Source organism: Nocardia aurantia (assembly GCF_009604425.1).
Lineage (GTDB): Bacteria > Actinomycetota > Actinomycetes > Mycobacteriales > Mycobacteriaceae > Nocardia > Nocardia aurantia.
Map to the genome: position 1 here is coordinate 43386 of NZ_WEGI01000002.1, position 15202 is coordinate 58587.

Annotated in this window: 15 protein-coding genes; 7 read left to right on the plus strand and 8 right to left on the minus strand. The window is 70.0% G+C overall.

The window, feature by feature from the left end; all coding sequences use genetic code 11:
* Positions 1-9: 9 nt before the first annotated feature.
* Genes NRB56_RS03615 through NRB56_RS03630 form a run of 4 tightly spaced genes read right to left on the minus strand, consistent with a single transcriptional unit; the run spans position 10 to position 4068 of the window.
* The gene (locus NRB56_RS03615) at positions 10-1077 is read right to left on the minus strand and encodes a CaiB/BaiF CoA transferase family protein (protein WP_153339109.1); all 1068 of its coding nucleotides are present in this window, start codon (positions 1075-1077) and stop codon (positions 10-12) included.
* Entirely contained in the window at positions 1074-2030 is a 957-nt protein-coding gene (locus NRB56_RS03620; protein WP_319942635.1) for an LLM class F420-dependent oxidoreductase, read from the minus strand. The genes NRB56_RS03615 and NRB56_RS03620 overlap by 4 nt, the downstream gene beginning before the upstream one ends.
* A 44-nt stretch (positions 2031-2074) precedes the next feature.
* On the minus strand, positions 2075-2491 hold the full coding sequence (locus NRB56_RS03625; protein ID WP_153339110.1) for a cobalamin B12-binding domain-containing protein: 417 nt from the start codon (positions 2489-2491) through the stop codon (positions 2075-2077).
* Positions 2491-4068, minus strand: coding sequence for a methylmalonyl-CoA mutase family protein (locus NRB56_RS03630; protein ID WP_153339111.1), 1578 nt, complete (start codon positions 4066-4068; stop codon positions 2491-2493). Before NRB56_RS03630 ends, NRB56_RS03625 begins: the two co-directional genes overlap by 1 nt.
* 86 nt (positions 4069-4154) lie before the next feature.
* On the opposite strand from NRB56_RS03630, the gene NRB56_RS03635 reads away from it, so the two are divergent.
* From NRB56_RS03635 to NRB56_RS03645, 3 genes are all read left to right on the plus strand, one after another.
* Complete coding sequence (locus NRB56_RS03635; RefSeq protein WP_153339506.1) at positions 4155-5009, plus strand: SDR family oxidoreductase; 855 nt, start codon at positions 4155-4157, stop codon at positions 5007-5009.
* A gap of 38 nt (positions 5010-5047) precedes the next feature.
* Positions 5048-5473, plus strand: a complete 426-nt coding sequence (locus NRB56_RS03640; protein ID WP_319942504.1) for a carboxymuconolactone decarboxylase family protein — start codon at positions 5048-5050, stop codon at positions 5471-5473.
* 71 nt (positions 5474-5544) lie between these two features.
* A complete protein-coding gene (locus tag NRB56_RS03645; RefSeq protein ID WP_153339112.1) occupies positions 5545-6441 on the plus strand; it encodes an NAD(P)-dependent oxidoreductase in 897 nt (298 codons plus the stop codon).
* A 178-nt stretch (positions 6442-6619) separates the two neighbouring features.
* On the opposite strand, the gene NRB56_RS03650 is transcribed toward NRB56_RS03645, so the two are convergent.
* Positions 6620-7096, minus strand: a complete 477-nt coding sequence (locus NRB56_RS03650) for a MarR family winged helix-turn-helix transcriptional regulator (protein WP_153339113.1) — start codon at positions 7094-7096, stop codon at positions 6620-6622.
* 144 nt (positions 7097-7240) lie between these two features.
* Between NRB56_RS03650 and NRB56_RS03655 the strand changes: the two genes are divergently transcribed.
* Positions 7241-8710 carry an MFS transporter gene (locus tag NRB56_RS03655; RefSeq protein ID WP_153339114.1) on the plus strand — a complete coding sequence of 490 codons (1470 nt, stop codon included), beginning with the start codon at positions 7241-7243 and terminating at the stop codon, positions 8708-8710.
* 191 nt (positions 8711-8901) lie between these two features.
* Positions 8902-9660, plus strand: coding sequence for an SDR family NAD(P)-dependent oxidoreductase (locus NRB56_RS03660; protein WP_153339115.1), 759 nt, complete (start codon positions 8902-8904; stop codon positions 9658-9660).
* A 136-nt stretch (positions 9661-9796) separates the two neighbouring features.
* Here NRB56_RS03660 and NRB56_RS03665 read toward each other — a convergent pair whose 3' ends face one another.
* Positions 9797-11074, minus strand: a complete 1278-nt coding sequence (locus NRB56_RS03665) for an MFS transporter (protein ID WP_153339116.1) — start codon at positions 11072-11074, stop codon at positions 9797-9799.
* A 588-nt stretch (positions 11075-11662) separates the two neighbouring features.
* Here NRB56_RS03665 and NRB56_RS03670 point away from each other — a divergent pair.
* Positions 11663-12205 carry a GNAT family N-acetyltransferase gene (locus NRB56_RS03670; protein ID WP_153339117.1) on the plus strand — a complete coding sequence of 181 codons (543 nt, stop codon included), beginning with the start codon at positions 11663-11665 and terminating at the stop codon, positions 12203-12205.
* A 75-nt stretch (positions 12206-12280) separates the two neighbouring features.
* Here NRB56_RS03670 and NRB56_RS03675 read toward each other — a convergent pair whose 3' ends face one another.
* The gene (locus tag NRB56_RS03675) at positions 12281-13090 is read right to left on the minus strand and encodes a tyrosine-protein phosphatase (RefSeq protein ID WP_319942505.1); all 810 of its coding nucleotides are present in this window, start codon (positions 13088-13090) and stop codon (positions 12281-12283) included.
* A 42-nt stretch (positions 13091-13132) separates the two neighbouring features.
* Positions 13133-14188 (minus strand): cell division protein ZapE, encoded by a 1056-nt coding sequence (gene zapE, locus NRB56_RS03680; RefSeq protein ID WP_319942506.1) that lies wholly within the window; start codon positions 14186-14188, stop codon positions 13133-13135.
* A 35-nt stretch (positions 14189-14223) separates the two neighbouring features.
* Here zapE and NRB56_RS03685 point away from each other — a divergent pair, with 35 nt between their 5' ends.
* Positions 14224-14985: a pyrimidine reductase family protein gene (locus NRB56_RS03685; RefSeq protein ID WP_153339510.1), complete on the plus strand. Its 762-nt coding sequence runs from the start codon at positions 14224-14226 to the stop codon at positions 14983-14985.
* Positions 14986-15202: the final 217 nt, after the last annotated feature.

Here is a 15202-nt window from a genome sequence, read left to right on the forward strand (position 1 = left end):
CCTCCGGGTTCAGGAGTCGTGTTCGCCGAGGGACGGGGGTGGGCCGTAGACGGGATGGTGGCCGGTGATGCGGATGGGGCTGCCGACCAGGCGGTAGTCGCCGGCGGTGATCACGGATTGGGGGGTGGTGTCTAGGGATTCGGGGAGGGTGCGGACGGCGGCTGCGGGGATTCCCAAGGGGCGCAGGCGGGTTTCCCAGTTGACGGCCGTGTCGGCGGCCAACGCCTCGGTCACCGCGGCGAGGACCTCGTCTCGGCGTTCGGCGCGTTCGGCCATGGTGGGGAAGCCGTCCACCGACGCTTCGGTGGCGAAGGTCTTCCAGAAGCCGTCGTGGGTGATGAACAGGGCCAGATGGCCCTCGGCGGTCGGGAACATTTGGGCCGGAACGTAATACGAGTGGGCGCCGTTGGGGCGGCGGGTGGGGGCGGTGCCGGTGTTGAGGTAGGCGGAGGCGTGGTAGTTCAGCTGGGACAGCATCACGTCGCGGAGGTTCACGTCCACCTGGCCGCCTCGGCCGGAGACGATCTGGGCCAGTAGGCCCAGGGCGGCGGTGAGGCCCGTCGAGTTGTCCGCGGAGGAGTAGCCGGGGAGGGTGGGTGGCCCCTCGGGGTCGCCGGTCATGGCGGCTACGCCGGTGGCGGCCTGGACGATGTAGTCGAAGGCCGGGTCGTCGCCGCCGTCCAGGCCGAAGCCGGTGATAGCTACGCAGACGATTTTTTCGTTGTAGGCGCGCAGGGTGTCGTAGGTGAGGCCCAAGCGGCGGATGGCCGATGGTTTCAGGTTCACCAGCAGTGCATGGGAATTCGCGGCGAGGTCGTGCAGTTTCCGCCGGCCTTCGGGGGTGCCGAGTTCCAGGCGGATGCTGCGTTTGCCTCGGTTGAGGCTCGCGAAGTAGGTGTCGCTGACCTGGCGGGAGATCTCGCCGGTCGGGGGTTCGATCTTGGTGACCTCGGCGCCGAGGTCGGCCAGCATCATGGTGGCGTAGGGGCCCGCCAGCATGGTGCCGACCTCGAGGATCCGGATGCCCGCGAGCGGGCCGGGGGCTCCTGCCGCCGGGGGCTCCTCTGCCGCGCTCATCGCAGCTCCGCGGCCACGTTCGCGATCATCTCCCGGGTGCGGCGCTTGGATTCGCGTAGCTCGTCGAGGCTGTCGCCGATCGGGAGCAGGCGGACGGAGATGTCGGTGGCGCCGGCCTCGGCGTAGCGGCGCAGTTCGGCCGTGATCGCCGCCTCGTCGCCCGCTATGCAGAGGTCGCCGATGTTCTGCGCGTCGCCCTGGTCCAGCAGGCGCTGGTAGTTCGGGGAGATCTCCGCCTCGCTGAGGATGAGGTTGGCGCGGGTCTTCGCGGCCTCGACCTCGGAGGGGCGGCACAGGCAGACCGGCAGGCCCGCCACCACGCGCGGGGCGGGGCGGCCGGCCTCGGCGGCGGCCTTGGTGATCTTGGGGACCACGTGGTCGCCGATGGCGCGCTCGTCGGCCATCCACAGCACGGTGCCGTCGGCCTGCTCGCCGGCGATGCGCAGCATCACCGGGCCGAGGGCGGCGACCAGGACCGGCAGGGGGGATACCGGGCCGAGGTCCAGTGGGTTGTGCACGGTGAAGGTGGTGTTCTCGACGTCCGCCGTGCCGGGGGCGGCCAGGGCGGCGTTCAGGACCTCGAGGTAGTCGCGGGTGTAGGCCGCGGGCTTCTCGTAGGGGAGGCCGAGCATGTCGGCGACGATCCAGTGGTGCGACGGGCCGACGCCGAGGGCCAGCCGGCCGCCGGCGGCGGTGTGCGCCGAGACCGCTTGGCGGGCAAGGGCGATCGGGTGCTGGGCCTGCAACGGCACGACGGCCGTGCCCAATTCGATGCGGGCGGTCTTCATGCCCATCAGGGCGATGGTGATCAGCGCGTCGAAGTCGCCGGGCAGCTGCGGAATCCACGCGGTGTCCAGGCCCGCGGACTCGGCCCACTCGATGTCGGCGAGCATCCGGGTGAGTTTGCGGGTCGCGTCGCCCTTCTCGGGGCCGATCATCACACCGATGCGCACGTTGTCCTCCAGGTGTTTCACGATTGTCGCTGTGGCGCTGCGGGTTACGCCGACGGTTGCTCGGAGGGCGCGGTCGTCCCGGTGAGCGTGCGGATCTCGGTGACCAGGGTCTCCAGCGGGGTGCCGGTCGGGAAGACCGCGGCCGCACCGGCATCCAGCAACTTCTGCACATCGCTGCTCGGGATGGTGCCGCCGACCACGACGGCGATATCGCCGGCGTCGGCCTCGCGCAGCGCGGTCACCGTGCGGGTGGTCAGCGCGACGTGCGCGCCGGAGAGGATGCTGAGGCCGACGACCGCGACATCCTCTTGCAGCGCGATCGACACGATGTCCTCGATGCGCTGCCGGATACCGGTGTAGACGACCTCGAATCCGGCGTCGCGCAGGGTGCGGGCGACGATCTTGGCGCCGCGGTCGTGCCCGTCGAGACCGGGCTTGGCGACGAGAATACGGGCGGGCATCAGAACACCACCGGCTGCTGGAACTCGCCCCACACGTTCTTGAGGGCGGTGACCATCTCACCCACGGTGCAGTACGCGTTGGCGCAGTCGATCAGGCGATGCATCAGGTTCTCGGTTCCCTCCGCGGCGCTGGACAGCGCGTCGAGACTGGCGCGAACGGCCGCGGAGTCGCGTTCGGCCTTGACCCGGGTGAGCCGTTTCAGTTGCAGCTCACGGCCTTCGGCATCGAGCTCGTAGGTGTCGATGTCCGGCGCGGGCTCGTCGGAGACGAACCGGTTGACGCCGACCACGGGCCGCTCACCGGATTCGACCTCCTGGTGCAGCTTGTACGCCTCGTCGGCGATCAGGCCTTGGAGGTAGCCGTCCTCGATCGCGCGGACCATGCCGCCGTGGTTCTCGAGGTCGGACATGATCTCCTTGATCCGCTCCTCCGTGGCGTCGGTCAGCGCCTCCACGAAGTAGGACCCGCCGAGCGGGTCGGCGACCCGGGTGACACCGGTCTCGTACGCCAGGATCTGCTGGGTGCGCAGCGCCAGCGTCGCCGACTCCTCCGAGGGCAGCGCGAACGGCTCGTCCCAGGCGGCGGTGAACATCGACTGCACGCCGCCGAGCACCGAGGCCATCGCCTCGTAGGCGATGCGGACCAGATTGTTCTGGGCCTGCGGCGCGTACAGCGAGGCACCGCCCGCGACACAACCGAATCGGAACATGGAGGCCTTGTCGGCGGTGGCGCCGTAGCGTTCCCGCACGATGGTGGCCCAACGACGCCGTCCCGCACGGTATTTGGCGATCTCCTCGAAGAAGTCGCCGTGCGTGTAGAAGAAGAAGGACACCTGCGGCGCGAACTGGTCGATGGTCATCCGGCCGCGTTCGACCACGGTGTCGCAGTAGGTGACGCCGTCGGCGAGGGTGAAGGCCATCTCCTGCACCGCGTTCGCGCCGGCGTCGCGGAAGTGCGCGCCCGCCACCGAGATCGCGTTGAACCGCGGTACCTCGGCGGCGCAGAACTCGATGGTGTCGGCGATCAGCCGCAGCGACGGCTCGGGCGGCCAGATCCAGGTGCCGCGCGAGGCGTATTCCTTGAGGATGTCGTTCTGGATTGTGCCGGTGAGCTTTTCGCGCGGCACGCCCTTCTTCTCCGCGGCGGCCACATAGAACGCCAGCAGGATGGCGGCGGTGCCGTTGATGGTGAAGCTGGTGCTGATCTTGTCCAGCGGGATGCCGTCGAACAGCACCTCGGCGTCGGCGAGGGTGTCCACCGCGACACCGACGCGGCCGACCTCCTCGCTCACCTCGGGATCGTCGGAGTCGTACCCGCACTGGGTGGGCAGGTCGAGCGCGACCGAGAGGCCGGTGCCGCCCTGATCCAGGAGGTAACGGTATCGCCGGTTGGACTCCTCGGCCGTGCCGAATCCGGAGTACTGCCGGAAGGTCCACGTCCGCCCGCGGTAACCCTTCGCGAAGTTGCCGCGCGTGAACGGGAAGACGCCCGGAGCGGGCGGTTCGGCAGCGCGATCACCCGGTCCGTAGACCGGCTCGAGCGGGATGCCGGACGAGGTCTGCACATGGTCGTTCATCACTGAATACCGTACTTGCAAAAAATGAGAATGCCAATACCATCAGACGCAAATGGCCCGAGTAGATGTGCAGAATGAGGAGAATGATGGCTGAGCAGCGCACCCTGGCCGACCGCACGATGGTGATCTCCGGCGCCAGCCGCGGGATCGGCTTGGCCATCGCGGTCGCGGCCGCCCGGCAGGGCGCGAACGTGGTGCTGCTCGCCAAGACCGCCGAGCCGCACCCCCGGCTGCCCGGCACGGTGCACACCGCCGCGGCCGAGGTCGAGGCGGCCGGTGGCAGGGCGGCCGCCGTGGTCGGCGATGTGCGCAACGAAGAGGACGTGCAGCGCGTGATCGATACCGCCGTCGAGCAGTTCGGCGGCGTGGACATCTGTGTCAACAACGCCAGCGCCATCGCCACCGAGCCCACCGATCAGCTGTCGGCGAAGAAGTTCGGGCTCATGCAGGACATCAACCTGCGCGGCACCTTCCTGCTCACCAAGGCCGCGATCCCGCACCTGCGCAAGTCCGCGAACGCGCACGTGCTGACCATCGCGCCGCCGCTGAACCTGCATCCGTACTGGCTGGGCGTGCATCCGTCCTACACCTTGTCCAAGTACGGGATGACTCTGCTGGCGCTGGGCTGGGCGAGTGAGTACGCCGAGACCGGGATCGCCTCCAACTGCCTGTGGCCGGAGACCTTCATCGCGACCTCGGCGGTGGCGAATCTGCAGGACGGCGAGAATCAGCTCGCCGCGGCGCGCAGCCCCGAGATCATGGCCGACGCCGCGGTGGCGATCGTGTCCCGCCCGGCCCGCGAGTTCACCGGCCGGGCGCTGATCGACGCCGAGATGCTGACCGAGCACGCCGGAGTGGCCGATCTGTCGGGTTACGGTGGCGGCGATCATCCCACCCCGGATCTGTTCCTGGACACCGCCATTCCCGAAAACTACAGCTAGACAGCATATTCGGGGGCGACATCCGGAAAGGAACCGTTGTGACATCTGCCGACACCACGCGCGGCGAACTCTGGGAGGCGGGCCTGCGCGTCCGTCGCGAGGTCGTGGGCGCCGAATACGTCGACCGGGCGCTGGCGAACGCCGACGACTTCCAGCTGCCCATGCAGGAACTCGTCACCGAGTACTGCTGGGGCACGGTGTGGACGCGGGAGGGGCTGGACCGCCGCACCCGCTCGATGCTGAATCTCGCGATGCTGACCACGCTCAACCGGTCGGCCGAATTCGCCACCCACGTGCGGGGCGCGCTCACCAACGGGGTCACCGAGGAGGAGATCCGGGAAGTGTTGCTGCAGGCCACGATCTACGCCGGCGTGCCCGCCGGGGTGGAGGCGTTCCGGATCGCGGGACCGATCCTCGCCGAGCACCGCGCCGCGCAGGCCGCGCCCGAGGAGTCGCAGGCATGAGCGGACAGGGGCCGGAGGCGGCCGCGGAGCGTCGCCACGCAGGCCGCCCGTCCATACCCGAAGGAGACAGCATGAGCGGAACCGTCACCGGCCCCGTCGCTTTCATCGGGCTGGGCAACATGGGCCGGCCGATGTCGCGCCGCCTGGTCGAGGCCGGGATCGACCTGGTCGGCTTCGACCCGGCCGAATCCGCCCGCGCCGCACTGGTTTCCGTCGGTGGCCGGGTGGCCGACACCGCGGCCGCGGCGGTCGCGGGAGCCGAGTACGTGATCCTCATGCTGCCGACATCGGCGATCGTGGAGGCGGTGCTCGGCGACGAGGCGGTGCTGGCAGAACTGGCGCCGGGCACCGTGATCGTCGACATGAGTTCCTCGGAACCCGAATCGACGCAACGTCTCTCGGCCGCGCTGGCGGAGCGGAAGCTCCTGCTGGTCGACGCCCCGGTCTCCGGCGGCGTGGCCGGCGCGAACGCGGGCACGCTGGCGCTGATCGCGGGCGGCCCGGACGAGGCCATCGACCGGGTGACCGCGCTGCTGGCACCGCTGGGCCGGTTGCAGCACGTCGGCGCGACCGGCGCCGGGCACGCGGTCAAGGCGATCAACAACCTGATGTCGGCGATCCACCTGCTGGGTTCGTCGGAGGGCGTGGCGATCGGGCAGCGCTTCGGCGTCGATCCGAAGGTGCTGATCGACACCATCAACATCTCGTCGGGACGCAGCGCCTCCACCGAACTGAAGTTCCCGAAGTTCATCCTGCCCGGCACCTACGACTCGGGTTTCGCGATGAACTTGATGGTCAAGGACATTCGCATCGCGATGGGCCTGGCCTCGGCCGTCGGTGCGCAGACCCCGTTGAGCGAGAAGGCCGTCGAACTGTGGGCCACAGCGCTCGGCGACCTCGGCCCCGGCGCGGACCAGACCGATATCGCCCGCTGGGCCGGGGTGACGCACGACACCGATCCGGCCTGAGTCCCACCGCCGACCGGCAGGTATGACGCACGGCGCCGATCCGGCCCGAGCCCCCTCCGATCGGCGGGGGTGACCGTGCCGGCGGTCGAACACTCACCGGCTCGGTCGAATACTTACTGCCCCAACGGCTCCCGCAGCCCCTCGGCCGAATGCCGAGGGGCTGCGGTCGTTTCGCGGCTCAGCCCGCCTGCCGGGAATCCACCGCGCGGGGCCAGGAGCGGCCCTCCATGCGCTCGATGTCGACGTTGAAGCGCCGCAGGTAGGCGGCGAACTCCGCGATGTCCTCGTCGGGCCAGTGCTCGAACACCTGGTTCAGGCCGGCGATGTTGCCGAGCCGTTCCAGCTCCAGCCGGCGCCGTCCCTCCTCGGTGATCCGGAACTTGCGGGCGATGCCGCCGTCCGGGTCCGGGATGCGCTCCACCAGCCCGACCCGCCGCATGGCGGCGGTCTGCCGGTTCAGGGTGGAGGCGTCGAGCCCGAAGGCGTCGCTGAGCTGACCGATCGACATCGGTCCCTCGTCGCGGATCCGGCTGAGCAGCACGTAGGCGCTGTAGCGATCCAGCGCCGAACCCTCGCGACGCCGTGAGGTGCCCGGGTTCATCCGCCGCCCGAGCAGCATCGTCTCCAGCTCGATGTCCGGTATCGGCCTGTCCATCTCGATCCTTCCCGACGCGATCGGCATTGATCGCGGTCCCGATCGGTGCCGTTCGAGACGTGCACCACATCTATTTGTGCATCATACACATTCTATGTACGGTACATATAGTTGACTTTCACCAGAGGGAAAGAAGCACACTCCATGCACGCATCGACCCCGGTCAGGTCCGGCAGCATCCTCGCGGTGCTCGCCTACACCGGCATCGTGGCGTCGCTGATGCAGACGCTGGTGGTGCCGCTGCTCGGCCAGCTGCCCACGATCCTGCACAGCAACGCGTCCACCACCGCCTGGGTGGTCACCATCACCCTGCTCGTCGGCGCCGTCGCGACCCCGGTCGCCGGTCGCCTCGGCGACATGCTCGGCAAACGCCGCATGCTGATCGCCTCCACCGTGCCGCTGGCCGTCGGTTCCGTGATCGCCGCGCTCGCCGTCAACGCGCCGATGATGATCGTCGGCCGGGGCCTGCAGGGCCTCGGCTTCGGCACCATTCCGCTGGCCGTGGCGCTGCTGCGCGACGTGCTGCCGCCGGAGAAGCTCGGCTCCGCCATCGCGCTGATCAGCTCCTCGCTGGGCATCGGCGGCGCCCTGGGCCTGCCGATCGCCGCCGCCATCACGCAGTACAGCAACTGGCGGGTGCTGTTCTGGGCCGCCGCCGCACTGGTGCTCGTCTCCACCGTGCTGATCACCGTGGTCGTCCCGGAGGGCACCTCCGAGGGCTCGAAGGGCCGCTTCGACGGCGCCGGGGCGGTCCTGCTCGGCGGCGGGCTGGTCGCCATGCTGCTCGGCGTCTCCAAGGGCTCGTCCTGGGGCTGGACCAGCGGTTCCATCCTGGGACTGTTCGCCGGCGCACTCGTGCTGCTGCTGATCTGGGGCTGGTGGGAGCTGCGGGCCGGTGAGCCGCTGGTCGACCTGCGGATCACCGCGCGGCCGCAGGTACTGGTCACCAACATCGCGACCGTCGCCATCGGCGTCGGCATGTACGCCCTGCAGCTGAGCGTCCCGCAGCTGCTGCAGCTGCCGAAGACGCTGGGCTACGGCCTCGGCCAGTCGATGCTGGCCACCGGCCTGTGGATGGCCCCGGCCGGCATCATGATGATGCTGATCTCACCGATCGGCGCCAAGCTGTCGGCCCTGCGCGGACCGAAGGTCACCCTCGCCACCGGCGCCGCGGTCATGGCCGTCGGGTATGCCGCCGGGCTGCCGCTGATGCACCACGCGTGGGGTCTGCTGATCGTCAACATCATCTGCAGCACCGGTGTCGGCTTCGCCTACGGCGCGATGCCCGCCCTGATCATGGGCGCGGTGCCGCAGTCGGAGACCGCCGCCGCCAACGGGTTCAACACCCTGATGCGGTCGGTCGGCACCTCGATCTCGTCCGCGGTGATCGGCGCGGTGCTGGCCACCATGAGCGTGACCCTCGCCGGCCACGTCTTCCCGACCGAGCACGGCTTCCGGGTCGTCTTCCTGATCGGCGCGGCCGTCTGCCTGGTCGCCACGGTGATCTGCCTGCTGATCCCGGTCCGCCGGACCGTGGTCGACCAGCCGGCCGAGGCCGCGGCCGCGGAACTCGCCGAGATCGACGCGGAGGCGGCCGAGGTCGCGCACGCCTGACCGTTACCGCCACGAGCTGGCAATCGACTGGCGAACGGCGAAAGGATGGCATTCACGCCGGGCACACAGCCGGCGCGGGTGCCGTCCACCGCGTCCCGGCCGGAGACGTTCCGGCTCGACCCCGGGCGCACCGGACCGGGCCGCCGCAACCCCCGGCGGCCGGAACCGAACCATCGACCCGAGGAGATCCCTTGAGCACCAGCAGTTTCGAAGAACGCGTCGCGATCGTCACCGGCGGCGGATCCGGTATCGGCCGGGCCATGGCACAGGCGTTCGCGCGGGCCGGCGCCCAGGTGGTGGTGTCCGACATCGACGGCACCGCCGCGGAGAAGGCCGCCGCCGACATCGGCGACGCGGCGGTCCCGGTCACCACCGACATCGCCGACGAGGACTCGGTGCAGCGGGCCGTGCGCCGCGCACTGGATGTCTTCGGCCGCATCGACGTGCTGTGCAACAACGCGGGCATCATGGACAAGATGCAGCTGCCGGCGGAGACGCCGATCGACCTCTGGGAACGAGTGCTGCGGATCAACCTCACCGGCACCTTCCTGATGACCAAGGCGGTGCTGCCGCACATGCTGTCGGCGGGCCACGGCGCGATCGTCAACACCGCGTCCGAGGCCGGGGTCCGCGGCGGGGCCGCCGGCGTCGCCTACACCGCCTCCAAGCACGGCGTGGTCGGGCTGACCAAGAATGTGGCCTGGGCGTACGCGAAGGACGGGATCCGCTGCAACGCGATCCTGCCCGGCCCCACGATGACCAACATCGCGAAATCGGCGGACGACTTCGACCGGGTCGGCGCGGCGCGGCTGTATCCGGTGATCTCGCTGGGTGAGCGGCCGGCCTCGCCGGAGGAGCAGGCCGACGTGGCGGTGTTCCTGGCCTCGGACGCCGCGATCAACATCAACGGCGCGATCCTGCCGGTCGACGGCGGGTGGAGCGCCGCCTGACGGACGGCGCGGCCGCGCGGTGACCGGTTCGCCGCGAGGCGCCGGCGACCGGGTCCCGCTCCCCTGGCGGCACGGTCCTATGCGGTGACCGGATGTCCCGCGCCACTGGCCGCACAGTCCCTACGAGTCGTGCGATTCAGCCGGCCGCCGACGGCAGGGCCAGATCGGCGCTCGCCGGGCCCGCGACCACCGGTTCGAGGTGGCGGCGGGTCTTCCGGCGCGAGAGCAGGATTCCGGTGAAGGCGATCGCCCAGATCGGATACTGCACCAGCCAGGCCAGCCGGAACGCGTCGAAGGTGTAGCCGCCCGCGCGGCCGAGGACCAGGCCCATCCCCTCGATCGCCAGCAGCGTCCCGAGGAAGCCGCCGATGTTCACGATGCCCTGCGCGGTGCCGAGCGTACTGCCGGAATGGAAGGTGCGGGCGTAGTCGAAGCCGACGTTCGAGCCCGGACCGCCGACGGAGATCACCACCACCAGCAGCACGAGCAGCCAGCGCGGGGCGGGCCCGCCCAGCGCCAGCACCGTCGTCCAGATCGCGACCGCGGCCGTCATGATGCCCAGCACCAGCTGGGACCGCCGCAGCGGGAACCGGCCGCACAGTTCGCCGACCACCGGCCCGGCGACGAGCGCGACGCCGACCGACACGGTCAGTAGCCAGCCCGCCGCCGACTGCGAGAACCCTTGGGCCGACACGAGATACGGCACGCCCCACATCAGCGCGAACGCGGTCGTGGAGAACATCGTCCCCATGTGGGTGAAGAAGCCCAGCCGGGTGCCGGGATGTGCCCACAGCGCCCGCACCTGACCGCCGAGCTGCCGCAGTCCGGCCGGCGCCGCGCGGACCTCGGCGGATCCCGGGGGCAGGTCGCGCACCAGCAGCACCGCCGGCACCGCGCCGAGCAGGCCGAGGACCGCGACCGCGGTGTAGGCCGGTGACCAGCCGGCGAGGTGCAGCAGCGCCAGGAACGGGACCGCGGACATGATCTGGCCCAGCTGTCCGAGCATCGCCGTCAGCTGGGAGATCAGCGGGACGCGCCGCGACGGGAACCAGCGCGGCACCAGCCGCAGCACCGAGATGAAGGTGCAGGCGTCGCCACAGCCCACCAGGATCCGGCCGAGGATCGCCAGCGACAGCGTCCCGGTGGCGGCCAGCAGCGCCTGACCGCACGCCATCACCACCGCGCCGGTCACGACCATCGCCCGTGAGCCGAACCGGTCCAGCATCAGCCCGGCCGGGATCTGCATGCCCGCGTACACGATCACCTGGAGTACCACGAATTCCGAGAGCACCGACGGCCCCGCGTGGAAGCGGTCCGCCGCGGCCAGCCCGGACACGCCGAACGAGGTGCGTTGCAGCACCGCGATCACATAGACCGAAACCCCGACTCCCCAGACCAGATACGCGCGCCTCATCGCCTCACAGCCTAATTCATCCCATGATCCGGCGAGCGCTCGCCACCGTCCTGACCTCGGGAATCGCGGTGCGACAGCGGATCTCGACCACGAGCGCCCCCCCGGACCCGGCCCACCCCGATACACTGCGTACTACATCCGTGACACCGCTGGAAGCCCGCCGCGCGACGTGGCAGGCGCCTGCCGACCTCGGCGGAAGGGGCACACATGAGCGGTCCAGGATTCGAGGCAGCGCCGGAGCGCCCGGCGGCGGACTCCCCGCTCTCCCCCGGCGATCACGACACGCGCGTTCCGGAGCCGCCACCGGCCAGTTCTCCGCTCGCGCCCAGCGCTGGTGACGTGCACGTTCCGGCGGCGGCGGAACTTCGACCCGCAGGAAGCTCGTTCGAACAAGGGATGAATTCGGAAGCGTTGATACGGCATTCGGCGACCGATGGTGGCCGGTCGGAGTCACGGCATGCCGAGCCGGAATTCGTACCGAGCGCGAGCGACCGAGGGCCGATCGCCGATCGTCACCCCGGTCCGGGCCCGGCGCTCGTGGCCGCCACGCACGGCGATGCGGCGCCGGCGGAGGATGTGGACAGCCGGATGTCCACTGCGGGAGGCATTCTCGTCGACCGCGCCGGGCTGTGGGATGCCGAGGCGCTCGGCGATGTCGCGGCCGCGACGTTTCCGCTGGCCTGTCCGCCGGATCTGGCCGCGGCGGATATCGAGGCGTTCATCGCCGAGGCGTTGTCCGGCGACCGGTTCGGCGAATACCTCACCGATCCGCGGCGGATCGTCCTCAAGGCCGCCGATGACTCCGGGATCGTGGGCTACACCATGCTGGTGACCGGTGATCCCGTCGAACCCGTTGTCGCGCATGCTGTTTCGGTGCGACCGGCGCTCGAACTCAACAAGATGTACGTGCTGCCGGGCCATCACGGCGGCGAGGTGGGCGGTGCGCTGATGCGGGCGGCGATCGATACCGCTCACGAAACCGGTTGCGCCGCACTGTGGCTCGGGGTGAATCAGGAGAATCTGCGGGCCCAGCGGTTCTACGGCAAGCACGGCTTCCGCATCGTCGGCACCCGGGCCTTCACCGTCGGCGCCGTCCGCTGCCGGGACTACGTGATGCAGCGGACCCTGTGAAGCGCGGGCCGATATTGTGCGCAGACAGGGTGACAGGCCCTGAGGGCCCGCGCGGGTGCACGGGCCCGCTCCCGGTCAGCGCAGCAGCTTCGCCTTCAGCGCGGCGATGTCGCCGTCGGTGAGTTTCAGGCCCTCGTGCAGGTAGTTGTCGAAACTGCCGTAGCTGCGATCGACCTGGTCGAAGGCGGCATCCAGTTCGGGCTGGGTGACGCCGTTGACCGCGTCGCCCGCGGGGGCGTTGCGGTAGAAGTTCGACAGCAGGAAGTCGTAGTTCACGGTGTCGCGGTCGACGCCCAGCAGCGTCAGCAGCACCGCCGACATCCAGCCGGTGCGATCCTTACCGGCCGAGCAGTGGTACAGCACCGCGCCGTCGGTGTCGACGACATCACGCAGCACGCTCGCGAAACCCGCGTTCGCACCGGCCTCGGTGATGAACGCGCGGTACAGGTCCGGGCCGGCGCTGAACGACTTCAGCACGATCGCCGGATCGCCGCCGATGATGTCGTCCCAGTTCGCGGTGGCCCCGGCGGGCACCCGGTCGGCACTGGCGGCACGCTCGAAGGAGGTGCGCAGGTCGTCGACCACCCGCACGTCGTGGCCGGTCAGCGCGTTCAGGTCGGCGTCGGTGGCCCTGCCCAGCTCCGCGGTCCGGAACACCTTGCCGGAGCGCACGATACGGCCGTCGGCGGTACGGTAGCCGCCCAGGTCGCGCGCGTTGACGACGCCGTCGAGGTGCAGCGACCGATCATCGACACCGGTCAGCACCGAACCGGTCGCGGCGGGCGGCTCGGTCGCGGCGGCCGACGCGGGCAGCAGCAGGCCGGCGCCGGAGGATACGGCGGCGGACAGCACCAGCGCGGCGCCGAACAGGCGAGTACGGGTCACGGTCGAACTCCTTCCACACCCGCGACGATCGCGGGATCGAGATTATGCGGCACCGGCGGGAGCCTCGAAACGCGAGAGCGCCAACAACCGGGAAATCGCACGCAAATACTTCTTCCGATATCCGCCGCCGAGCATCTCCTCGGAGAAGATCCGATCGAGCGCGGCACCGGAAACCGTCACCGGGACACCGGCATCGTAGAGCCGGTCGGCGAGCACCACGATGCGCAACGCCACCGCCTGATCGGTCACCGTGTGCACGTTACCGATGTAGACCGCGCTCACACCGGCGATCAGCGCGCCGTACCGCGACGGGTGCAGGGTGCTCAGGTGCCGGACCAGCTCGTCGAAGTCGTCGAGAGTGGAACCCGGTGTGGCCGCGGCCTTCTCGGCCAGCAGCTCGGGAGCGGTCGGATCCGGCGCGGGCGGCAGATCGCGGTGGCGGTAGTCCGGGCCGTCGACGCGGACCGGGTCGAACAGCGCGCCGAGCTTCTTGATCTCGCGCAGGAAATCCTGTGCGGCGAATCGGCCCTCGCCGAGCTGACCGGGCAGCGTGTTCGACGTGGCCGCGACCGACACGCCGCGCGCGGTGAGCTCCGTGAGCAGCCGAGACACCAGCATGGTGTCGCCCGGATCGTCGAGTTCGAATTCGTCGATGCACAACACGCTGTTGCCGGACAGGCGATCCAGGGCGCTGGTGAAACCCAGCGCGCCGACCAGATTGGTCAGTTCGCCGAACGTGCCGAAGGATGCCGGAGCGGAGTCCGCGGAGCCACCGTCCGGGATCGCCCGCGCGGCGTGGTAGATCGACGCCAGCAGGTGGGTCTTGCCCACGCCGAAACCGCCGTCCAGATACAGGCCCGCACCGGAGACGTGCTTCTTCCTGCCGAACAGGCCCTTCTTGTGGTTCGCGGCGTAGATCTTGCCGACCTGCTGCGCGAACTCCTCCGCCTTGCGCACGGCGGCGGCCTGGGAGGGCTCGTTCGGATCCGGAATGTAGGTGGCGAAGCTCACTTCGTCGAACGTGGGCGGCGGCACCATCTGGGCGATGAGCTGGTCGGCCGGGACTTCCGGATGACGATCGACGAGGCGTTGTTGCACAAACGTAGCCTACTGAGGTGGTGGGATCGGAGATCATGCACCTTGTGCCCAATGCGATCCAGTTCACAACGCTCGGCTCGGACGACCTGGTACGGCTGTACGCGTATCCGGCGCACCCGGATTCACCGTGGATCCGCGTCAACTTCATCGCCAGCATCGATGGCGCCACGACGATTGACGGCCGCTCCGGCGCGCTCGGCGGTCCCGCGGATCGGACGGTGTTCTCGACCCTGCGCGACCTCGCCGATGTGGTCCTCGTCGGCGGCGGCACCGCCCGCGCGGAGAACTACGGCGGCGCCCGCACCGACGCCCATCGCCGGATCCGGCTGCATCATCACGGCCTCGGCGGCGATCCGGCCGGAACCCCGCCACCGATCGCGGTCGTCACCGCCCGCGCCGACATCGACCCGGCCGGACGGCTGCTCACCGACACCGACCGGCCACCACTGATCCTCACCACCACGGCCGCCGACGCCGGTCGTAAACGGGCTCTCTCCGCCGCCGGGGCCGAGGTGATCGAGGCCGGGGAAACCACCGTGACCCCGGCCGCGATCAGCGCCGCGCTGGCCGAGCGCGGGATGCTGCGGGTGCTGTTCGAGGGCGGGCCGTCGCTGTTCGGCGATCTGATCGCCGCCGGACTCGTCGACGAGCTGTGCCTGACCGTGTCCCCGATGCTGGTCGGCGGCTCCTCGACCCGAATCGCCATGGCGCCCACCGCCTCCCCCACCCCGATGGTCATGCGGCACGCCCTGCTCGACGACGACGGCTCGGTACTGACCCGCTGGGAACGCGGTTGAGTTTTCGGCCTCCGCTTCGCTACGGCGGGTTCTGTGTTCTCGGCCTCCGCTTCGCTCCGGCGGGTTCTGTGTTCTCGGCCTCCGCTTCGCTCCGGCGGGTTCGCGGCCCCCCTAGTCTCGGTCCTTCCCTCCTCCGGTCAGTCGCTGCGCTCCCTCCCTCCGTCAGTCCAGGACCGAGACGGGCCGCGAACGGGGGGGTCGGCCTTCCTCTGTGGCA

Excerpts from the sequence above, each read along its gene's own strand:
- NRB56_RS03645 (WP_153339112.1), top strand. The coding sequence starts at position 5,545 with ATGAGCGGAACCGTCACCGGCCCCGTCGCTTTCATCGGGCTGGGCAAC.
- NRB56_RS03670 (WP_153339117.1), top strand. The coding sequence starts at position 11,663 with ATGTCCACTGCGGGAGGCATTCTCGTCGACCGCGCCGGGCTGTGGGAT.
- NRB56_RS03650 (WP_153339113.1), bottom strand. The coding sequence starts at position 7,096 with ATGGACAGGCCGATACCGGACATCGAGCTGGAGACGATGCTGCTCGGG.
- NRB56_RS03625 (WP_153339110.1), bottom strand. The coding sequence starts at position 2,491 with ATGCCCGCCCGTATTCTCGTCGCCAAGCCCGGTCTCGACGGGCACGAC.
- NRB56_RS03685 (WP_153339510.1), top strand. The coding sequence starts at position 14,224 with ATGCACCTTGTGCCCAATGCGATCCAGTTCACAACGCTCGGCTCGGAC.
- NRB56_RS03655 (WP_153339114.1), top strand. The coding sequence starts at position 7,241 with ATGCACGCATCGACCCCGGTCAGGTCCGGCAGCATCCTCGCGGTGCTC.
- NRB56_RS03665 (WP_153339116.1), bottom strand. The coding sequence starts at position 11,074 with ATGAGGCGCGCGTATCTGGTCTGGGGAGTCGGGGTTTCGGTCTATGTG.
- NRB56_RS03630 (WP_153339111.1), bottom strand. The coding sequence starts at position 4,068 with ATGAACGACCATGTGCAGACCTCGTCCGGCATCCCGCTCGAGCCGGTC.
- NRB56_RS03615 (WP_153339109.1), bottom strand. The coding sequence starts at position 1,077 with ATGAGCGCGGCAGAGGAGCCCCCGGCGGCAGGAGCCCCCGGCCCGCTC.
- NRB56_RS03635 (WP_153339506.1), top strand. The coding sequence starts at position 4,155 with ATGGCTGAGCAGCGCACCCTGGCCGACCGCACGATGGTGATCTCCGGC.